Origin of the sequence: Mesorhizobium sp. 113-3-9 (genome assembly GCF_016756515.1) — a bacterium.
GTDB lineage: Bacteria > Pseudomonadota > Alphaproteobacteria > Rhizobiales > Rhizobiaceae > Mesorhizobium.
On sequence record NZ_AP023246.1, the window covers coordinates 4,096,057 to 4,114,012 of the forward strand.

At 61.0% G+C, this 17,956-nt stretch carries 18 protein-coding genes and 2 tRNA genes; 11 read left to right on the forward strand and 9 right to left on the reverse strand.

The genetic code is table 11. The features are described from left to right. Positions 1 to 14 precede the first annotated feature (14 nt). Positions 15 to 446 (reverse strand): cupin domain-containing protein, encoded by a 432-nt coding sequence (locus tag MesoLj_RS19810; RefSeq protein ID WP_202321927.1) that lies wholly within the window; start codon positions 444 to 446, stop codon positions 15 to 17. A gap of 130 nt (positions 447 to 576) precedes the next feature. Continuing rightward, entirely contained in the window at positions 577 to 870 is a 294-nt protein-coding gene (locus MesoLj_RS19815) for a hypothetical protein (RefSeq protein WP_140773116.1), read from the reverse strand. Positions 871 to 1,100: 230 nt separating this feature from the next. Here MesoLj_RS19815 and MesoLj_RS19820 point away from each other — a divergent pair, with 230 nt between their 5' ends. After that, complete coding sequence (locus MesoLj_RS19820; RefSeq protein WP_202321929.1) at positions 1,101 to 1,244, forward strand: hypothetical protein; 144 nt, start codon at positions 1,101 to 1,103, stop codon at positions 1,242 to 1,244. On the opposite strand, the gene MesoLj_RS19825 is transcribed toward MesoLj_RS19820, so the two are convergent. Then, positions 1,241 to 2,263, reverse strand: a complete 1,023-nt coding sequence (locus MesoLj_RS19825; RefSeq protein WP_202321931.1) for an acyltransferase family protein — start codon at positions 2,261 to 2,263, stop codon at positions 1,241 to 1,243. The genes MesoLj_RS19820 and MesoLj_RS19825 overlap by 4 nt on opposite strands. Positions 2,264 to 2,862: 599 nt before the next feature. Between MesoLj_RS19825 and MesoLj_RS19830 the strand changes: the two genes are divergently transcribed. Next, on the forward strand, positions 2,863 to 3,057 hold the full coding sequence (locus MesoLj_RS19830; protein ID WP_202321933.1) for a hypothetical protein: 195 nt from the start codon (positions 2,863 to 2,865) through the stop codon (positions 3,055 to 3,057). A 146-nt stretch (positions 3,058 to 3,203) separates the two neighbouring features. Here the strand turns inward: MesoLj_RS19830 and MesoLj_RS19835 are convergent. After that, positions 3,204 to 3,278, reverse strand: a tRNA-Asn gene (locus tag MesoLj_RS19835). A 222-nt stretch (positions 3,279 to 3,500) separates the two neighbouring features. On the opposite strand from MesoLj_RS19835, the gene MesoLj_RS19840 reads away from it, so the two are divergent. The 5 genes from MesoLj_RS19840 (at position 3,501) to MesoLj_RS19860 (ending at position 7,739) form a co-directional block, all read left to right on the forward strand. Further along, complete coding sequence (locus MesoLj_RS19840; RefSeq protein ID WP_202321935.1) at positions 3,501 to 3,761, forward strand: hypothetical protein; 261 nt, start codon at positions 3,501 to 3,503, stop codon at positions 3,759 to 3,761. A 533-nt stretch (positions 3,762 to 4,294) separates the two neighbouring features. Next, positions 4,295 to 4,368 (forward strand) — tRNA-Cys (locus MesoLj_RS19845). Positions 4,369 to 4,459: 91 nt separating this feature from the next. Next, positions 4,460 to 5,128, forward strand: coding sequence for a protein-L-isoaspartate O-methyltransferase family protein (locus MesoLj_RS19850; protein WP_140773122.1), 669 nt, complete (start codon positions 4,460 to 4,462; stop codon positions 5,126 to 5,128). Between the two features lie 183 nt (positions 5,129 to 5,311). Then, positions 5,312 to 6,688, forward strand: a complete 1,377-nt coding sequence (locus MesoLj_RS19855; RefSeq protein ID WP_140773931.1) for a TolC family outer membrane protein — start codon at positions 5,312 to 5,314, stop codon at positions 6,686 to 6,688. A 214-nt stretch (positions 6,689 to 6,902) separates the two neighbouring features. Next, positions 6,903 to 7,739, forward strand: coding sequence for a PopZ family protein (locus MesoLj_RS19860; RefSeq protein ID WP_140773124.1), 837 nt, complete (start codon positions 6,903 to 6,905; stop codon positions 7,737 to 7,739). 59 nt (positions 7,740 to 7,798) lie between these two features. Here the strand turns inward: MesoLj_RS19860 and MesoLj_RS19865 are convergent, their stop codons facing one another. Further along, on the reverse strand, positions 7,799 to 8,431 hold the full coding sequence (locus MesoLj_RS19865) for a bleomycin resistance protein (protein WP_202321937.1): 633 nt from the start codon (positions 8,429 to 8,431) through the stop codon (positions 7,799 to 7,801). Between the two features lie 264 nt (positions 8,432 to 8,695). On the opposite strand from MesoLj_RS19865, the gene MesoLj_RS19870 reads away from it, so the two are divergent. The 4 genes from MesoLj_RS19870 (at position 8,696) to MesoLj_RS19885 (ending at position 15,903) form a co-directional block, all read left to right on the forward strand. Further along, the gene (locus MesoLj_RS19870; RefSeq protein ID WP_202321947.1) at positions 8,696 to 11,479 is read left to right on the forward strand and encodes a valine--tRNA ligase; all 2,784 of its coding nucleotides are present in this window, start codon (positions 8,696 to 8,698) and stop codon (positions 11,477 to 11,479) included. Between the two features lie 359 nt (positions 11,480 to 11,838). Further along, on the forward strand, positions 11,839 to 13,050 hold the full coding sequence (locus MesoLj_RS19875) for an OmpP1/FadL family transporter (protein WP_202321949.1): 1,212 nt from the start codon (positions 11,839 to 11,841) through the stop codon (positions 13,048 to 13,050). A 290-nt stretch (positions 13,051 to 13,340) separates the two neighbouring features. Beyond that, a complete protein-coding gene (ilvD, locus tag MesoLj_RS19880; protein WP_140773132.1) occupies positions 13,341 to 15,065 on the forward strand; it encodes a dihydroxy-acid dehydratase in 1,725 nt (574 codons plus the stop codon). Further along, entirely contained in the window at positions 15,052 to 15,903 is an 852-nt protein-coding gene (locus MesoLj_RS19885; RefSeq protein ID WP_202321951.1) for a tetratricopeptide repeat protein, read from the forward strand. The genes ilvD and MesoLj_RS19885 overlap by 14 nt, the downstream gene beginning before the upstream one ends. A 40-nt stretch (positions 15,904 to 15,943) precedes the next feature. Here MesoLj_RS19885 and MesoLj_RS19890 read toward each other — a convergent pair whose 3' ends face one another. The 4 genes from MesoLj_RS19890 to erpA form a co-directional block, all read right to left on the reverse strand. Continuing rightward, positions 15,944 to 16,261 (reverse strand): hypothetical protein, encoded by a 318-nt coding sequence (locus tag MesoLj_RS19890; RefSeq protein WP_202321953.1) that lies wholly within the window; start codon positions 16,259 to 16,261, stop codon positions 15,944 to 15,946. Positions 16,262 to 16,350: 89 nt separating this feature from the next. After that, positions 16,351 to 17,145 (reverse strand): exodeoxyribonuclease III, encoded by a 795-nt coding sequence (xth, locus tag MesoLj_RS19895; protein ID WP_140773136.1) that lies wholly within the window; start codon positions 17,143 to 17,145, stop codon positions 16,351 to 16,353. A gap of 14 nt (positions 17,146 to 17,159) precedes the next feature. After that, complete coding sequence (locus tag MesoLj_RS19900) at positions 17,160 to 17,558, reverse strand: VOC family protein (RefSeq protein ID WP_202321955.1); 399 nt, start codon at positions 17,556 to 17,558, stop codon at positions 17,160 to 17,162. A gap of 4 nt (positions 17,559 to 17,562) precedes the next feature. Then, positions 17,563 to 17,910 carry an iron-sulfur cluster insertion protein ErpA gene (gene erpA / locus MesoLj_RS19905; RefSeq protein WP_013531288.1) on the reverse strand — a complete coding sequence of 116 codons (348 nt, stop codon included), beginning with the start codon at positions 17,908 to 17,910 and terminating at the stop codon, positions 17,563 to 17,565. Positions 17,911 to 17,956: the final 46 nt, after the last annotated feature.

Below are 17,956 nucleotides of genomic sequence, written 5' to 3' on the forward strand. Positions count from 1 at the left end.
CGGGGCATGGGCGGCTACTGCCGCAATTCCGTATTCTTGGCGCCTTCCTCGACCTGATCGATCACCAGGAGCTTGACCGGGCCATCGCCGACATTGGTGGCTTGGTGCCACTGCCCGATCATTTCGATGATGAAATCGCCTGTCTTGTAGGTGTTGCTGTTGCCGGTCTCGACATTGGTGACCTTCAGCGTTCCGGCCTCGACATAGGCGTAACGCGGGAAGGGGTGCCGGTGCACCGGCAAGGTCGCACCCGGCGCGATATCATAGGTCGACACCAGCACCTGCACGTTCTTTTGCGGCAGCGTGATCGGCTGGCCGGACGCGGTCGTCGTGCGCGACGCAAGCGGTGTCACCACGACGGGCGTGCCGCTGCTGTCGAGTGCGAGAGCACAATTTGCATAAAGTGCGGCTGCGGACAGCAGCACCGATGCCAGGATCTTCCGCATGATTCCTCCCTGAACCGGCGCATCTATCGCGCGACGGATATCCAAGCGCAAGCGCCGTGAGGTGCTGATGGACACCTCCAGATCGGGGAAAACGTCAATCCATGCGCGATTGCAAAGGCGAATCCGCCGATCACTCGGAAACTTGAGGCGAGGGCTGTTCGCACCGATAGACCATGCATTGACCGCCGCTGGTCGGAACATAGGCTACCATCGGTATGAAGGGAGCATCGCATTCATCGCCGAATTGTCTGATGTAGCGGTCATAGGTGTTCGGCCCGGTGCTCAGCACCACCGCATGCTGGCTCTGGATGAGCGCCTGGGTCTGCGCGCAGGTCATCTTGCGCGTGTCCGGCCTGGCGCTGGCGAAGCTTGTAGCGGCAACCATCATCGCTGCCGCGCAGAGCACAATCTTGCAGATGGGCATGACGACATCCTCGCGAAACATCGGAGCGGCAAATTCGCATCTTGCGAGGGGGGCGGCAATGGTCGCGCTGTCACGATGCAGCGAGCCGGACCGCGACCGATAAGCCGTGCCTGTTTTGCCTAAACTTCAAATGTTTGACGCGCTTGCCGACTTTGTCGCGTCGGCTGTCTCGCATCATCGCCCAGCCCCGACCATCGCAGCGAATCTAGCCGCATGGTTTGTGAGAGCAAATGCTGCTCGGGAAGCCAGGGCTGCTATCGAGGCTGAAGCCCAAGCCGCTCGCCGCAGCCGTTGAGGCCGAAGCCGTGCGCCTTGCTGACACGCAGGCGCTGATAGCTGCGGCCGTCCAGGCGGCCCTTGCCGCGAAGAACTAGGCAAGGGCAGTGACCCTGCTGCGGAAACGCTCCTTCATCAGCAGGGCGGGAGTTTCGATGTACTTGAATGACATGCCTGCCATGGCATAGGAAACGGGCGCCAGGATGAATAAACCGATTGCTTGCTTTTCTCCGACAGACAGTGCGGTTCCGAACTTGTGCACCGTCAAATACCAGATCGGGTAATGGTAGAGGTAAAGACCGTAAGATATTTTGCCTGTGTAGACGAGCCAGTCAGCCGACATTGCTATGTGCATGCGCGAGCCTGCATTTGACGAAAGATGGAGCACGATGACGGCGACCGACGCAACAACAAACGGCTGCTTCCAGGCGAGGTAGTCGGTAGGCAACAGCAGCACAAGAATGATTACCATGACGCCAGCGGGCGCCGCCAACCAAAGCAACCTCTTCAACTGTTCCGATATTCTGGCGTGCGCGACGATGATGGCGGGCAGCGCTCCGGCAAATATCGCGTCCGCGCGAGTGTGGAATGCTGCAGAGACCCACATCTCCGGCGCGCCACGGGCCACCAACATGTAGCGGTTCACCTGTATTGCCAGAACCAAAAACAGCACACCGGCAAAAATCGCCGTGAAGTTCCGGACGCGACCAATCAGGAAGAGGAGCGCTACCGGCCAGATAAGATAGAACTGCTCTTCTATTGCCAGCGACCAAGTGTGCCCGAACTCAAACATATTCCACCGATCTGTGGCGCGCACCCAGTTGCTCACATAAAAGATAGCGGCAGGAATTGATCGCAGGATGATGTTGCGGGGGAATATCCCAAATGCGAGATCGATTGCGCCGAAAACAAAAACACAGACGAGCAGAGCTGGAGCCAACCGCAGGACTCGGCGGGCATAGAAATTGGCAAAGCTGACGGTGCCTGTGTCGGCAATTTCGCGAAGCAGCAGCGAAGTGATTAGAAAACCACTCAGAACGAAGAAGATGTCGACACCGAGATTGCCTTTCGTGATGCCGAAAAGTCCGTCAAAATGAGAGCACATCACGACTAGCACTGCGCACCCGCGAAGTCCGTCCAGTGAAGGAATCCGCTGGCGTTCTACAGTCGCTAGAGCATCGGCTGGCGCTGATCTCGGGAACAGTCTTTCTGCAAGCGACCTAAGCAATCGGGGTCTCTCAATTGGAAAATTGGGCGCAACCTATTCGCGGTCATGGTTCATGACAACTGAAAGAAAAGGCAGAAAACAACTTCTGCGGACTTTAGATGGACTAAACCAACTCGTCCTTCCACTGGCAAAGTGCGTCACACGGATGAAGTCCTGATCGGTAGGCTCCCGGCCTAGCCCGTCCTTCACTGGTCCCCAGGCAGCAGCGGCTTCAGACATGCTGCCGCTCTCTATCTCGACGCGCCTGATGGCTTTGCCAGCGTGCATCAACACATCATTTGAGGATGAAGTAGAGCGGGACGAGAATCGCGAATGCCGCGACAGCGGCGAGAAACAGGTCTGTGGTCATGAGCCCCCGCTCGGAATTCCATGACCATCTCCCACATCTGATTTGGCTAAAATGCAAGGCGTCACATCGCCCCGATGGGAACGGAAGCGGGGGGGCGAAGTTTACTGATCGCTAATGCGACCTTGCGCGGAGGTGGCAAATGAAAACAGCGGTTGGACCTGACACAGTCGACGTGGCCATGGTGGTCGAGGCGATGCTGGGTGAAGATGACTTCCAATCCATGGCCGAATTTATCGAATTGCTTCGCCAAAGGACGGGAACGGAACGTTCCGACGCGGATTTGAAAGCTCTGATCTTGAAGAAGGCGGCAGTGCTTGGTGTCGTTGTAGAGTGAGACGCCCGACGTTCGGGTACGGTGAGCACCCTGAAAACTGGTCGATTCTCTCGCGCCGGCACTGGATTGTTGCCCCGAACATTGCACAAGGCAGAGCTTGGCACTGTTGAGTGCGCTCTAACATATCATAAGTGCATGGAAATGATTGGCTCCCCGGGCCGGATTCGAACCAGCGACCAACCGGTTAACAGCCGGTTGCTCTACCACTGAGCTACCGGGGAACGGAGGCTCTTTCAGCAAGTGGCGCAGCCTATAGCAAACCCCTTTCGGCTTTGCAAAGAAGCATTTCGTATTTTTCCGAGACTTTTTCGCGCGGCGGTTTCTCGCAATCGGCGATGCCCGCCCTCATATTAGCCGTCTTGGCGACGGGCGCGGAACCGATAGGGCGGTCGCGGCTTTCGTAAACTGACATTATCGAGCCACCAGATGGGCAGCCATTCGCGATGACGGCAGCAGACGAAAACCGGATACCGGCACGAAAGATCTCGATTTTCGGGCGCGAGTTCACCATGCCGCAGTCGCGGGGCCTCAGAATCACGATCGGTATTCTTTTGACCATGGGCGGCATTCTCGGGTTTCTGCCGATTCTTGGCTTCTGGATGGTTCCGATCGGGCTGCTGGTGCTTTCTTATGAATTCGCCATGGTGCGGCGCCATCGCCGTCGCCTCGTCGTGTGGTGGGAGCGGCGGCGGCGTCCGGACTGAACGACGGCCACCAAGCCGCGTCCTTGACCGGGCCGACCTGCCGGCGCGTCATGCCCTTGTTCGGGTTTCGGATTTTCGCGAATCCGCTTGTCGGTCCGCACTTCTTTCAAGATCCTCGCGGATTTCCCTGAGAATGGCGGCAGCCGAGGCGAGGCGCGCTCGGTCACGCGGCGAAAGCTTGGCGGCGCCGTCTATCGCAAGGCAGTCGATGGCGTGCCGCAGCAACTCCTCGCATGCCGATCGCGACAAGCCGTCCCAGGCGTTCATTGCGTTGTTGTTCGGGGCGTTGTTCGGGCTTGCAGGCAGCATGGAGCAGTCCTCCCGTTTCTCAACTGCGGCCTGGGGCGTGGAGTTTCGCTTGATCTGCTGTTATACCTAATGCCGTGCTAATATGCGTCGTGATCACCGTGGCCGCGACGCCCGATGTGGGGGTAAGGATTCATTCAGAGGAAACCGCGAGGAATGCATGGAGGCCGCTTGACGCCATTTTCGCCGCAACCTATTGGAACCAGGTGGAACGCCGGGAGCAATGAGGCCTCGTGGCGGAGTGGTTACGCAGAGGACTGCAAATCCTTGCACCCCGGTTCGATTCCGGGCGAGGCCTCCAATGCCCCAGGCTCCCGCGCGCAAGCGCCGGGGCCTGAAGTTCCAGTCGAAATGAGCCGCGTTTTCGACGCGGCAAGCGGATTGGTTGGAACATGAGCGCTGATTTCTCCGAGCTTCGCGTCAAGATGGTCGACGGTCAGGTTCGCACCACCGACGTGACCAGCGCCCCGTTACTGGAAGCCTTGCTTTCCGTGCCGCGCGAGCTCTTCGTCGGCGACCGACAGCGCGATCTCGCCTATATCGATGAGGACATCCGCATCGGCGGCGGCGCCGATGGCGCGCGCTATCTCATGGAAGCATCACCGCTGGCCAAGCTGATGCAACTGGCCGAGATCAACCCGACCGATTCGGCGCTCGATGTCGGCAGCGGCAGCGGCTATGCCTCGGCCATCCTGTCGCGGCTGGCGAGATCCGTCGTTGCGCTCGAAAGCGATTCGGTACTGGCGCAAATGGCGGAGTCGACCCTTTCCGGCCTGGGCTGCGGCAATGTGACCGTGGTCCAGGGCGCGCTTGCGCAAGGTCATGCGGCCAAGGCACCCTATGACGTCATCTTCATCGGCGGCAGCGTCGAGAAAGTGCCGGCGCCGCTGCTTGATCAACTCGCCGATGGTGGCCGACTCGTCGCGGTCGAAGGGCAGGGCAATTCCGGCGTGGCGCGACTTTTTTTCAAGGCTGGGGGGGTTGTAACCGGGAGACGGGCATTTAATGCGGCAATTAAGCCACTACCCGGATTCGAACGTGAGCATGCTTTCGAATTCTGAATGGTTTGGCCTTGCAGCAAAGGCTTTGTCATGGTCGCTTGCATTTGAACAATCGTTGCTGATCCCGGACTGGGGGCACTTTGGGACCGAGCGACAGGGAACATCGAAACACGTCACTCCGGCTACTCCTGTGAGAAGCTGGCGCGGCGCGGTTCCCATGGAAAACGAATGAGGGATATACCCGTGCCGTCTGTATCCAAGACCCTTTTTGCCGCTGTCCTTGTTTCCGCGACCGCGCTGTCTCCACTGACCGCCTCCGCGGAAACCATCACCGGCGCGCTCGCCAAGGCCTATCAGAATAATTCCTCGCTGAATGCGTCCCGTGCCGGCGTGCGCGTCACCGATGAAGGCGTGGCCATCGCCAAGTCCGGCTGGCGCCCAACCATCGCCGGATCCGCCGACGCCAATTATGTGAACACGCGCGCCAGCGGCGCCAACAGCAAGACGTCGTCGGCCAGCGTCGGCATCACCATCAACCAGACCCTGTTCGACGGCTTTCAGACCAGGAACAACGTGGCGGCCGCGGAATCCCAGGTGAAGGCGTCGGTGGAGAGCCTGCGCAATACCGAAGAGAACACGCTGTTCAGTGCGGCCACGGCCTATATGGATGTGATCCGCGATCGGCAGATCGCCGTGCTGACCGAACAGAACCTGCAGTTCCTGACCGAGCAGGCGCGCGCCGCGCGCTCGCGTTTCGAGGTTGGCGAGGGCACGCGCACCGATGTCGCCCAGGCCGACGCGTCGCGCGCCTCGGCGGTGGCCTCGCTCAGTGCCGCCCGTGCGCAGGCGTTGGCCAGCGCTGCAACCTATCACCAGGTGGTCGGCGACGAGCCGGGCAAGCTCAAGCCCGCTTCGCCATTGGGGAAACTGTTGCCGGCGAGCCTCAATTCGGCGATTGCCATTGGTTCGGCCGAACATCCGGCCATTCTCGCGACCCAGCATCTGGTCGACGCGGCCGCGTTTTCGGTGAAGTCGGCGGAAGGCGCGCTGTTGCCGCAGCTTTCCGCATCGGCCGGCATCTCGGATGACTATCTCAATCGCAATCCGAACGTCGGAACGAACGGCAATTCGACGTCGGCCAATATCGGCGCGACGCTGACCATTCCGATCTATTCTGGCGGGCGGACATCGGCGGTGGTGCGGCAGAACAAGGAATCGCTTGGCGAGGCCCGCATCCAGGTCGATGTCAGCCGTGACCAGGTGCGCCAGGCCGTTGCCACCGCATGGTCGCAATACACCGCCGCCCAACAGAGCGTCTCTGCCAACAAGCAGGTGATCGATGCCGCGCAACTGGCGCTGAACGGCGTTATCGAGGAGCGCAATGTCGGCCAACGCACCACGCTCGACGTGCTCAACGCGCAGGCCGCCGTCATCACCGCCAAGATCAACCAGGCCAATTCCGAACACGATGTGGTCGTGGCAAGCTATGCCATCCTGTCGGCGATGGGCCGCCTGTCGGTCGACCGGCTCGGCTTGCCGGTGACCAAGTACAAGCCCGAAGAGCACTACAACGCCGTCAAGGACAAGTGGATCGGCGTGCGGACGCCGGATGGCCGCTAAGGCCATCGGCTGGAATTCTCGCTTTCTGCCAGGACGGGATTTTTTAAAACCCGTCCAGCTTTTTTCGGCTTCACGCTCTAATCTGTTGAAATCCCACGTGTCCCCAGATTGGGGATTCTCGTTCGGCGATCCGTCGGTTACGCTGTCGCCATGATTCGAATCCGGCTTTGCCGGAGTGGAAGTCTGCAGGGTCACCAGGGCGGCGGAAGTGACGATGGCAACGGCAAGCAGCGCACAGCGCGAACCCTCCATGGAAGAGATACTGGCTTCCATCAGGAGGATCATCGAGGATAGCGATAACGGCCGCAAGCAGCCCGGCGAGGCCGATGAGCTGCGGCAGGATCTGGAGCCTTCGCCGAGCGAAGCTCCGGCGGCGGACGTCGATGCGTTTCGCGCCGAACTCAATGCTGCCCCCGAAGTCAGGAAGCCGGTCGCTCTGGCGGAAGTCCAAGCGCCGTCGCCCGAGCCGGTGATCGCGCGCATGGAATCGCAGACGCGCGCCGATCCTGTGCTGGTCAGGCCGTCGATGACACTTGCAGAGGTCAGTGCAAGGGTCGCCGAGCCGGCGCCTGCCGCCAGGATCGACGCGCCACCGGCCCCAGAGGCCAGCGCGACAAGCGATACCATCGTTGCCGATTGGCGGCGCGAGATCGCCGCGGTTGGAGAGCAGGCGAAGGCGATGCCGGACAGGAGCATCCGCAAGCCGGTTGCCCAGCCCGAAGCCCCGGCGAGCGAACCGGTGGTGGAGGGTGCGTTCGGACGGCCTTCTTCGAGCGACGCTTCGGCCGGCACCGCCCAGGCATATGCTGCGGCAAATGAAGCGCCTTCGGCTCGTCCGGCAATTCTTTCCGAACATACGGGCCGGCAGGTCGCCGCGGCCTTTGGCGAGCTGTCCGATGCCTTTGCCAGCCGCAGCAAGAAAACGTTCGACGAGATGGCCGAGGAGATGCTGCGGCCGATGCTGCAGGACTGGCTGGACAACAATCTGCCGACGCTGGTCGAGCGCCTGGTGCGCGAAGAAATCGAGCGAGTCGCGCGCGGCGCGCAGTAGTCTCCTCCAACGATCACTCTGGAAACGCCGCCCATGAGGCGGCGTTTTTGTCGATCAGGTCAGCCCGCGCTGGTCGCGAAGCAGATGAGGTTGCCGTCGGGATCCCTGACGATGAACGTGCGGGCGCCCCAGGGTTCGGTCCGCAATGTCTGGTGGAACGGGGCCGTGGCCGCCTGGTATTCCAGAAACAGAGCCTTGATGTTGTCGACAACGATCGTCGCCGCCAGGAGGTCATCGGTCGAACTGGCGGCGAGTGGAGGCTTGTCGACATGGCGCAGGTTGAGCCGTGCGCCATCGCGGATGATTTGGGCGTAGAAGGGCGGCTCGCCATAGGTGAAGCGCGTCTCGAAGCCGAGCTTTTCCCGGTAGAAATTACAGGCCGCTGCGATGTCGCGGACAAAGAGCTGTGGCTCGGCAAAGGCGAGATACGGCTTTACGGCGTCTGTTGCTGCATGATCGGTCACGGTTTGAAGGCCTTCCTTCAGCGCCTGCCAGCTCTCGAAACCTGACTTCCTGGCGACGAGTTCCTGGGCATCGGCCAACTTGAAGTCGTGATCGAGGATTTGGCTGTCGCTGAAATGGCGAAAACGCGGCAAAAGCCATCCAATCACAGCGGCGACGGGATAATACCGTTCGCGGTGCCATTTGAGATAGAGCTTGGCCTGTTTCTTGTGATGTTCGAGTGTCGGCATGGGCGCATTGCGGGGTTAAGGTGGCGTAGGCGGGCAATGCCCCTCCGGCCGGAAGCCGATGCGCCCTACAGCAGCATCTACAAGGTATTGCCTGGACGGCCGCGGGTCAAGGCGCGGGCGCCGCGCGGCATGGCTCCCGTTGAAATGAACACCGCCACGCCTATCTGCTTCTCATGAACCGAAGCGGCCCTTGCGGTTGACTTGGCCAGGACCTTCCGATTTACACCGAACCAGCAAAAATCCCGACAGCGCGGACCATTTCCCATGCTTGAAAAGACCTACGACGCAAAGACCGTCGAGCCGAAGATCGCCAAAGTGTGGGAAGAGGCGGACGCGTTTCGCGCCGGTGCCGGGGCGGAAGAGGGGGCCGAGGCCTTCACCATCGTCATCCCGCCGCCCAACGTGACCGGCTCGCTGCATATGGGCCATGCGCTCAACAACACGCTGCAGGATATATTGATCCGCTTCGAACGCATGCGCGGCAAGAATGTGCTGTGGCAACCGGGCATGGACCATGCCGGCATCGCCACGCAGATGGTGGTCGAGCGCCAGCTGATGGAAAAGCAGATCCATCGCCGCGACCTGACGCGAGAGGAATTCATCGAGAAGGTGTGGGAATGGAAGGCCGAATCGGGCGGCGCCATCTTCAACCAATTGAAGCGGCTCGGCGCCTCGGCCGACTGGAGCAGAGAGCGCTTCACCATGGACGAGGGCCTGTCCAAGGCCGTGCTCGAAGTCTTCGTCACCCTCTACAAGGAAGGCCTGATCTACAAGGACAAGCGCCTTGTGAACTGGGACCCGAAACTGCTGACCGCTATCTCCGATCTCGAGGTCGAGCAGCAGGAGGTCAATGGTAATCTCTGGCACTTCCGCTACCCGATCGAGGGCGAGACCTTTGATCCGGAAAATCCGAGGACTTTCATCGTCGTGGCGACGACTCGCCCCGAGACAATGCTGGGCGACACGGCTGTCGCGGTGCATCCGGACGACGAACGATACCGGCATCTGGTCGGCAAGAACGTGGTCCTGCCGATCGTCGGCAGGAAGATCCCTGTCGTGGCGGACGAGTATTCCGATCCCGAAAAGGGTTCGGGCGCGGTCAAGATCACGCCGGCGCATGATTTCAACGACTTCGAGGTCGGCAAGCGCCACAAATTGCCGGCGATCAACATTCTGACCGTCGAGGCCGCCATCAAGTTGAAGGACAATGAGGACTTCCTCGCCGGCATCGATGTGACGCCCGAGCGCCAGGCGGTGTGGGATGAGCTCGACGGGCTTGATCGTTTCGTCGCGCGCAAGAAGATCGTCGAATTGATGGAAGCCGGCGGCTTCCTCGACAAGATTGAGCCGCATCGTCACGCCGTGCCGCATGGCGACCGCGGCGGCGTGCCGATCGAACCCTTCCTGACCGAACAGTGGTACGCCAACGCGGCGGAGCTCGCCAAGCCGGCGATAGCCTCGGTGCGCGAAGGCCGTACGAAGATCATCCCCAGCAGCTGGGACAAGACCTATTTCCAGTGGATGGAGAATATCGAACCCTGGTGCATTTCGCGCCAATTGTGGTGGGGCCATCAGATTCCTGCCTGGTACGGACCGGACGGACGTGTCTTCGTTGAAAAGACCGAGGAAGAGGCGCTGGGTGCCGCGATCGAATATTATCTGGCGCTCGAAGGGCCATGGAAGGCCTGGGTCGAGGACAAGCTGGAAAACTTCAAGCCGGGCGAGATCCTGACGCGAGACGAGGATGTGCTCGACACATGGTTCTCCTCGGCACTGTGGCCATTCTCGACACTGGGCTGGCCTGACCAGACGCCGGAGCTGAAGACCTACTATCCGACCGATGTGCTGGTGACTGGATTCGACCTCATCTTCTTCTGGGTCGCCCGGATGATGATGATGGGCTTGCACTTCATGGACAAGGAGCCGTTCCACACCGTCTACATGCATGCGCTGGTTCGCGACAAGAACGGCGCCAAGATGTCGAAGTCGAAAGGCAACGTCATCGACCCGCTCGACCTCATCGACGAGTACGGCGCCGACGCGCTGCGTTTCACGCTGGCGGTGATGGCGGCGCAAGGGCGCGACGTGAAGCTCGATCCGGCGCGCATCGCCGGCTATCGCAATTTCGGCACCAAGCTGTGGAACGCGACGCGCTTCGCCGAGATGAATGAAGTCGCCCGCAATGACGATTTCTGGCTGAACGATGCCAAGCTGGCGGTCAACCGCTGGATCCTGACCGAATTGACACGCGCGGCGCGCGAGGTCACGGACGGCATCACTTCGTACCGCTTCAATGAAGCGGCCGGGGCGGCCTATCGCTTCGTCTGGAACCTGTTCTGCGACTGGTATCTCGAGCTGCTGAAACCGGTTTTCATGGGCACGGACGAGGCGGCCAAGGCCGAGAGCCGCGCCTGCGTCGCCTTCGTGCTCGACGAGATTTACAAGCTCTTGCATCCGATGATGCCGTTCATGACGGAAGAGCTGTGGGCGCAGACGGCGGGCGAGGGCAAGGAGCGCGAGTCGCTGCTTTGCCACGCCGCCTGGCCGGCGCCGGATTTCGAGGACGCGGATGCCGCCGCCGACATCAATTGGCTGGTCGACCTCGTCTCCGGCATCCGCTCGGTGCGCTCGGAAATGAATGTGCCGCCGGCGGCGATCGCACCACTCGTCGTGGTCGGCGCCAACGATCTCACGCGTGAGCGGCTGGTTCGCGAGGACTCGGCGATCAAGCGGCTGGCGCGCGTCGGTGACATCTCGCTCGCCGATGCAGCGCCCAAGGGCGCGGCGCAGATCGTGCTCAACGAGGCGACGATCTGCTTGCCGCTTGGCAGCTTGATCGATCTCGCGGCCGAGGCCGCGCGGCTGCAGAAGGAGCTGGCCAAGGTCACCGAGGAAATCGCGCGCCTGCACAAGAAGCTGTCCAACGAACGGTTCGTTGCCAGTGCGCCGGCCGAGATCGTCGAGGCCGAGCGCGAAAAGCTCGCCGAATATCGTGACGCGCAGGACAAGCTTTCGGTGGCTTTGACCAGGGTTCGCGACGCTGGTTGAAGGACAGATTCGCGCACGACATGAGGGCGAGTGCCCATGCGTCAGCTGCCTCGAAAACAAGTATTCCGCTACGTTAATTTTGACGTAAACGGAAACTTTGCGCCCTGTTGTTGCCATAATGTAACAATGGGGCCATAAGCCCCTTGAATTGGCTGTTTTTGTGCCTTTTCAGGCGAGTTTTTCCTTGTTTGCCGGTTGGACAAGCACGCTTTGATCCGTTTTCGGCCTTGCGATGCGTATCCGCATTTTGTCGAAAATGCGCCCGGTGAGCATGTACATGTACGCCTCGAGAATTCGTTGTTGCGCCGTTAACCTGAATTGGTTCTAGCTTGACGCACTCGAATTCGGGGAGGAGATTCATGACCATTCTGCGACTGAAAGCGCTACTGGGGGCGGGGTGCTTTTCGCTGACTTTGATCGGAACCGCAATGAACTCGGCTCATGCAGGCGGCCTGGAGCGCGGCGGCTACGACATCGACCTGCTGTTTGATCCGGCGCCGTTCGCCACGGAAGCCGAAGCGACCTACGTAATGCCCGACCGCAAGTACAAGAATGCGCGTGGTCCAACCGGGGCCGACCTCGGCTTAGGCACCACAGCCAACGGAGCCGAAGGTTACTGGGTCCCACGCATAGGTGGTAAGGTCCAGGTTGTACCGGGCGTCGACTGCATGGTCGATTATTCGCAGCCTTGGGGGGCACATACCGCGCCTGGTATTTGGAACGGCGCGATTTCCAATATCGAAACCAACATCCAGAGTAATAACTACGCGGCCACCTGTTCCTATAAGATGGATGCCGGCAAAGGTCAGATCCGCTTCATTGGTGGCGTCTTTTATCAGGAAGTATACGGCTTCAAGGAAGGTCTGGTGTCCCTCGCGCCGCTTGCCACTGGCCGGGTCGACCTGTCGAGCAGCGGTTGGGGCTGGAGAGCCGGGCTGGCCTACGAAATTCCAGATATCGCTTTGCGCGCAAGCCTTGTCTATAATTCTCAGGTCAAGCTTGACAACATCTCCGGCACACTCACGACGCCCGGAGGTTCTACGGGCATCTATGCCCCCACGGAGTCGATGCCGGATTCGCTGGAATTCAAATTGCAGTCAGGCATTGCGCCCGGATGGCTGGCTTTCGGTTCGGTCAAGTGGGTCAATTGGAGCGTCCTACAAAGCGTTCCGATTTGCCCGACTTACGCTCCATCTGCAGCTTGTTTCACAAATGGTCCGGGACAGGCGACTTCGCTTGACCTGATGTATCGTGATGGCTGGACAGTGACGGGTGGCATCGGCCACAAGTTCAACGATCAGTGGTCTGCTGCCGGCCAGCTCTCTTGGGATCGCGGCACTTCGCATGGCTACGGCTCGCAGTCCGATACCTGGACTTTGGGCGGCGGTGTTGCCTACACGCCTTCGGCGAATATCGAATTTCGCCTCGCCGGCGCGATTGGCGTAATGACCAGCGGGCGCTCAGGAACGCTGGTCGGCGAAAATGGTTATGTTGCTGGTGAAGACGCAACTTACGACTTCGGCAACGATCTGGTCACCGCGCTTTCCGGCGGCGTCAAGATCAAGTTCTAACCTATTGAGAATATGACAAAAAGGCCGGGCGTTGCCCGGCCTTTTTCGTTTGTGCCGGCGTTGTCGCTACTTCCGTCGTCCAAGCTCCGTTGCACATAAACCGCACCATGGCCGCCTCGTGCGATTGTGACGTTTTGGCAACACTTTCTGAACAACCCCTGCGCTAAAAGTCAGGCCGGGGAAATTGCCTATTTCCCGCCATAAACCCGGCGCACCTCGAACCTGTCTCGGGACACGTGCCAAAAGGCCCGGCGATGAGGCAGGCCGCACCGCCCGCGGCAAGGATGAGAATGGACGCCAAGGTCATTTCAAAGGCTAAGCTCCCTAGCCGCCATGTGACTGTCGGTCCGGCGCGCGCGCCGCACCGGTCCTATCTCTATGCCATGGGGCTTTCCGCCGCCGAGATCGCGCAGCCGCTGGTCGGCGTAGCCTCGTGCTGGAACGAAGCCGCCCCTTGCAACATCTCGCTGATGCGCCAGGCGCAGGTGGTCAAGAAGGGTGTGGCGGCCGCCAACGGCACGCCGCGCGAATTCTGCACCATCACCGTCACCGACGGCATTGCCATGGGCCATCAGGGCATGAAGTCGTCGCTGGTGTCGCGCGAGGTCATCGCCGATTCGGTCGAACTCACCATGCGCGGCCATTGCTATGATGCACTGGTCGGCCTTGCCGGCTGCGACAAGTCGCTGCCAGGCATGATGATGGCCATGGTGCGGCTCAACGTGCCGTCGATCTTCATCTATGGCGGTTCGATCCTGCCCGGCAGCTATCGCGGCCGACAGATCACCGTGCAGGATGTGTTCGAGGCGGTGGGCCAGCATTCGGTCGGCACGATCGGTGATGCCGAACTGCTCGAGATCGAGCAGGCCGCCTGTCCCTCGGCCGGCTCCTGCGGCGCCCAGTTCACCGCCAACACCATGGCTACCGTCGCCGAGGCGATCGGCTTGGCGCTGCCCTATTCCTGCGGCGCGCCGGCCCCTTACGAAATGCGCGACCGTTTCAATTTCGCCTCGGGCGAAAAGATCATGGAGCTGATCGCCAAGAACATCCGGCCGCGCGACATCGTCACGCTGAAGGCGCTGGAGAATGCGGCGACCGTGGTTTCGGCCACCGGCGGCTCGACCAACGCAGCATTGCATCTGCCGGCGATCGCGCATGAGGCGGGCATCAAGTTCGATCTGTTCGACGTGGCGAAGATCTTCGAGAAGACGCCTTACATCGCCGATCTCAAGCCCGGCGGAAAATATGTCGCCAAGGACATGTTCGAGGCCGGCGGCATTCCGCTGTTGATGAAGACGCTGCTCGACCACGGCTATCTGCATGGCGATTGCCTGACGGTCACTGGCCGTACTTTGGCCGAAAATATGGAGCACGTTGCCTGGAATGAACATCAGGATGTGGTCCGCCCGGCCAACAGACCAATTACCCAAACCGGCGGTGTCGTGGGGTTGAAGGGAAACCTTGCCCCCGAAGGCGCGATCGTGAAGGTCGCGGGCATGGCGGAGTTGAAATTCTCCGGCCCGGCGCGCTGCTTCGATTCGGAAGAGGAATGTTTCGAGGCGGTGACGCATCGCAACTACAGGGAAGGCGAGGTTCTCGTCATCCGCTACGAAGGACCGCGCGGCGGCCCGGGCATGCGCGAGATGCTGTCGACGACGGCGGCGCTCTACGGCCAGGGCATGGGCGGCAAGGTGGCGCTGATCACCGACGGCCGCTTCTCGGGCGCGACGCGCGGCTTCTGCATCGGCCATGTCGGGCCGGAAGCGGCGGTTGGCGGTCCGATCGGTCTGATACGGGATGGCGACGTGATCTCGATCGATGCCGTGAACGGTACGATCGAAGTGGCGCTGACCGACGCCGAATTGGCGGCGCGGGCAAAGACATGGAAGGCGCGCACGACCGACTACCAGTCGGGCGCGATATGGAAATACGCACAGACGGTCGGGTCTGCCAGGGATGGTGCGGTCACCCATCCGGGCGGTGCGAAAGAAACACACTGTTATGCGGATATCTGAGTTGTTGAGGTCAACACCAGAGTTGTTGAGGTCGTCTGTCCTTCCGGCACTGGTCGCTGTTGCGATCTTTGGCGCCGTGGGCCAGGCTTTGGCCTTCGACGACAAGGTGTTCGACGACAAGACCGGCGTGAAGCCGCAGTCCAGTCCCTGGGCAGTGTTCCAGTTCGGCTTCTCCGCCTACAAGAACGGCCACAAGGAACAGGCCGCCGAGGCTTATAAATACGCCGCCGAAAACGGCCAGATCGGCGCCACCTGGAAGCTCGCGCGCATGTATGCCGAGGGCGATGGCGTGGCCCGCGACGACTATGAGGCGTTCAAGTTCTTTTCGGAAATCGTCGACCAGGATGTCGAGCCCGGCTCGCCGGAAGAAAGCTATGTCTCGGACGCGCTGGTGGCGCTTGGTGATTATCTGCGCAAGGGCATTCCCGGCAGTCCGGTCACCGAGAACGAGGTGGCGGCCCAGGAGTATTACATGCGCGCAGCCGCCAACTACCGCAACCCGAACGCCCAGTTCGAGATGGGGCAGATGTTCCTGAAAGGTGAGGGCGGCGTGAAGGCCAGCGTCAAGCAGGCCGGGCGCTGGTTCCAGCTCGCCGCTGAGAAGGGCCATGCCGGCGCGCAGGCGACGCTCGGCCATCTCCTGTTCCAGAGCGGCAAGATCGTTCGCGGGCTGGCGATGATGACCGCGGCGCTCGAACGCGCGTCGCCGGCCGATCAGCCCTGGATCCGCGGCATGCAGGAAGAGGCTTTCGCCGCCGCCGGCGAAGCCGACCGCCGCACGGCGATTTCGCTGGCCGATGACATCCTGACCAAGGGCACCACCAACGCAGACCAGTAAGGGTGATCTTCCCCCGAGGGAGATCAGCTATCGGGAAAAATCAGTTTTCGGTCGGTTCCGTCGGCACCATGCTTGGCGCGGGCGTTGAGATCGGCGTGACATTCAGGTGCGGCGCCATCTTGTTTTCGGGGCAGCTGTCGCCGACCTTGGTCCAGGATGTGTTGTTGAGCACCATGTCGCAGCGCGCCATATGGCTCTGGTTGGCAACCGTCAGGCAGGCGACCTGACCGACCGGATAGGATTTTCCATTGGCGAGACATTCCGGGGCGGCGAAAGCCGGCAGCATGACGACCGTGGCAAATGCCACGCCGATCGGACAAACAACAAATCGAATAGTCATGGGAACCCCGGCCGCCATGATGATCTTCCATCATGCGCCTGATTTGTGGCGATACAACGTCGTTGTGGCAAAACAAAGCCGGGGCGATTCGAGGCGGAAGGGGCCGGTCAGGCTGGCTGCAGCGCGAGATCGATCGCCACCGGCACGTGATCGGATGGCTTTTCCCAAGCGCGCACATGCTTTTCAATCGAGGCCGACGAGAATCGGTTGGCGGCTTCCGGCGATAGCAGCAGATGGTCGATGCGGATGCCGTTGTTCTTCTGCCAGGCGCCGGCCTGATAGTCCCAGAAGGTGTAGGTGTCGGGCGCATCGGTCACCGCGCGCACCGCTTCGGTGAAGCCGAGATTAAGCAGCCGCCGGAAGGCCTGCCGCGTCTGCGGCTGGAACAGCGCGTCGCCCAGCCAGTTCTCCGGGAAGCGCGCATCGATCGGCTCGGGAATGACGTTATAGTCACCGGCCAGCACCAGCGCCTCTTCCAGCCTCAGCCGCTCTTCGGCCCAGCGTTCCAGCCGGGCCATCCAGGATAGCTTGTAGGGAAATTTCTTCTCGTCATCGATCGGATTGCCGTTCGGCAGATAGAGCGAGGCGACGCGAAGCGCGCCCTTGTCGGTCGAGAATACCCCTTCGATGAAGCGCGCCTGCTCGTCGGTGTCGTCACCCGGCAGCCCTCTGATGACTTCGTCAAAGCGCAGCTTCGACAGCAGCGCCACGCCGTTGAAACCCTTCTGACCATGAGTTTCGACATTGTAGCCAAGCGCCTCGATCTCGGCGCGCGGGAACTGCTCATCGACCGTCTTGATCTCCTGCAGGCAAACGATGTCGGGCGCGCTTTCGGTCAACCAATGGGTGAGGTTGCCGATGCGGGCGCGAACGCCGTTGATATTCCAGGTGACGATTTTCATGACGCTCTCGGTGCTTATTCAGAGGGGCCTTGCGCTGGATGGCGCTCGACCAGGCCGATCGTATTGCCTGCCGGGTCCTTTAGGAAGGCCATCCACTCGCTTTCCCCCGCCGGACCGAACTGGCCCTCGGTATCGCGATGCACGAGCGTCGGCGGCGCGGTGAAGGGGACACCCGCTGCTTTCGCCCCGCCGTGGAAGGCTTCGAGGCCCGTTATGTCGAGATAGACCGTGCCCGCGGGTATGCCGTCGGTAAACAGCAGCCGCACGCTGCCTGCCATGATGAAGGCGATGCCCGGTGGGTCGAAGCGCGCGTGCACATTCAGGCCGAGCACATCGCGCCAGAAGGCGAGCGTCGAATCAAGATCGCGTCCGGCCGACAGCGCGACCTGACGGACCGCGCCGACGGCAGGCATGCCGCTAGATGGAGAAACTGGTGCCGCAGCCGCAGGAGGCGACCGCGTTCGGATTGCGGATCTGGAATGACTGGCCCATCAAATCGTCGACGAAGTCGATCACCGACCCGCCCATATAGACGAGCGACAAATCGTCGATCAGCACCGTGGCGCCATCCTTCTCGATCGCAACGTCATCGTCGTTGCGCGTATCGACCAGATCGAACTTGTAGGAAAAGCCGGAGCAGCCGCCGCCCTCGACGGAAACGCGCAACGCCGTCTTGCCGGCCTCGTTGGAGACAATCCTGGCGATCCGCTTGGCGGCAGCCTCGGTCATATCAACTTTCATGGCAGTCTTGGCATCCGCGCCCATGGGCGTCACCTTGCTTTCGGTTTCACATGATAGGTATGAAGCGCAA

Coding starts and splice junctions, on each gene's coding strand:
- MesoLj_RS19865 (WP_202321937.1), bottom strand. CDS start 8,431: ATGCCGACACTCGAACATCACAAGAAACAGGCCAAGCTCTATCTCAAA.
- MesoLj_RS19870 (WP_202321947.1), top strand. CDS start 8,696: ATGCTTGAAAAGACCTACGACGCAAAGACCGTCGAGCCGAAGATCGCC.
- MesoLj_RS19840 (WP_202321935.1), top strand. CDS start 3,501: ATGACGGCAGCAGACGAAAACCGGATACCGGCACGAAAGATCTCGATT.
- erpA (WP_013531288.1), bottom strand. CDS start 17,910: ATGGGCGCGGATGCCAAGACTGCCATGAAAGTTGATATGACCGAGGCT.
- MesoLj_RS19885 (WP_202321951.1), top strand. CDS start 15,052: ATGCGGATATCTGAGTTGTTGAGGTCAACACCAGAGTTGTTGAGGTCG.
- MesoLj_RS19875 (WP_202321949.1), top strand. CDS start 11,839: ATGACCATTCTGCGACTGAAAGCGCTACTGGGGGCGGGGTGCTTTTCG.
- MesoLj_RS19850 (WP_140773122.1), top strand. CDS start 4,460: ATGAGCGCTGATTTCTCCGAGCTTCGCGTCAAGATGGTCGACGGTCAG.
- xth (WP_140773136.1), bottom strand. CDS start 17,145: ATGAAAATCGTCACCTGGAATATCAACGGCGTTCGCGCCCGCATCGGC.
- MesoLj_RS19860 (WP_140773124.1), top strand. CDS start 6,903: ATGGCAACGGCAAGCAGCGCACAGCGCGAACCCTCCATGGAAGAGATA.
- MesoLj_RS19820 (WP_202321929.1), top strand. CDS start 1,101: ATGCTGCTCGGGAAGCCAGGGCTGCTATCGAGGCTGAAGCCCAAGCCG.
- MesoLj_RS19810 (WP_202321927.1), bottom strand. CDS start 446: ATGCGGAAGATCCTGGCATCGGTGCTGCTGTCCGCAGCCGCACTTTAT.
- MesoLj_RS19830 (WP_202321933.1), top strand. CDS start 2,863: ATGAAAACAGCGGTTGGACCTGACACAGTCGACGTGGCCATGGTGGTC.
- MesoLj_RS19815 (WP_140773116.1), bottom strand. CDS start 870: ATGCCCATCTGCAAGATTGTGCTCTGCGCGGCAGCGATGATGGTTGCC.
- MesoLj_RS19900 (WP_202321955.1), bottom strand. CDS start 17,558: ATGCCTGCCGTCGGCGCGGTCCGTCAGGTCGCGCTGTCGGCCGGACGC.
- MesoLj_RS19890 (WP_202321953.1), bottom strand. CDS start 16,261: ATGGCGGCCGGGGTTCCCATGACTATTCGATTTGTTGTTTGTCCGATC.
- ilvD (WP_140773132.1), top strand. CDS start 13,341: ATGGACGCCAAGGTCATTTCAAAGGCTAAGCTCCCTAGCCGCCATGTG.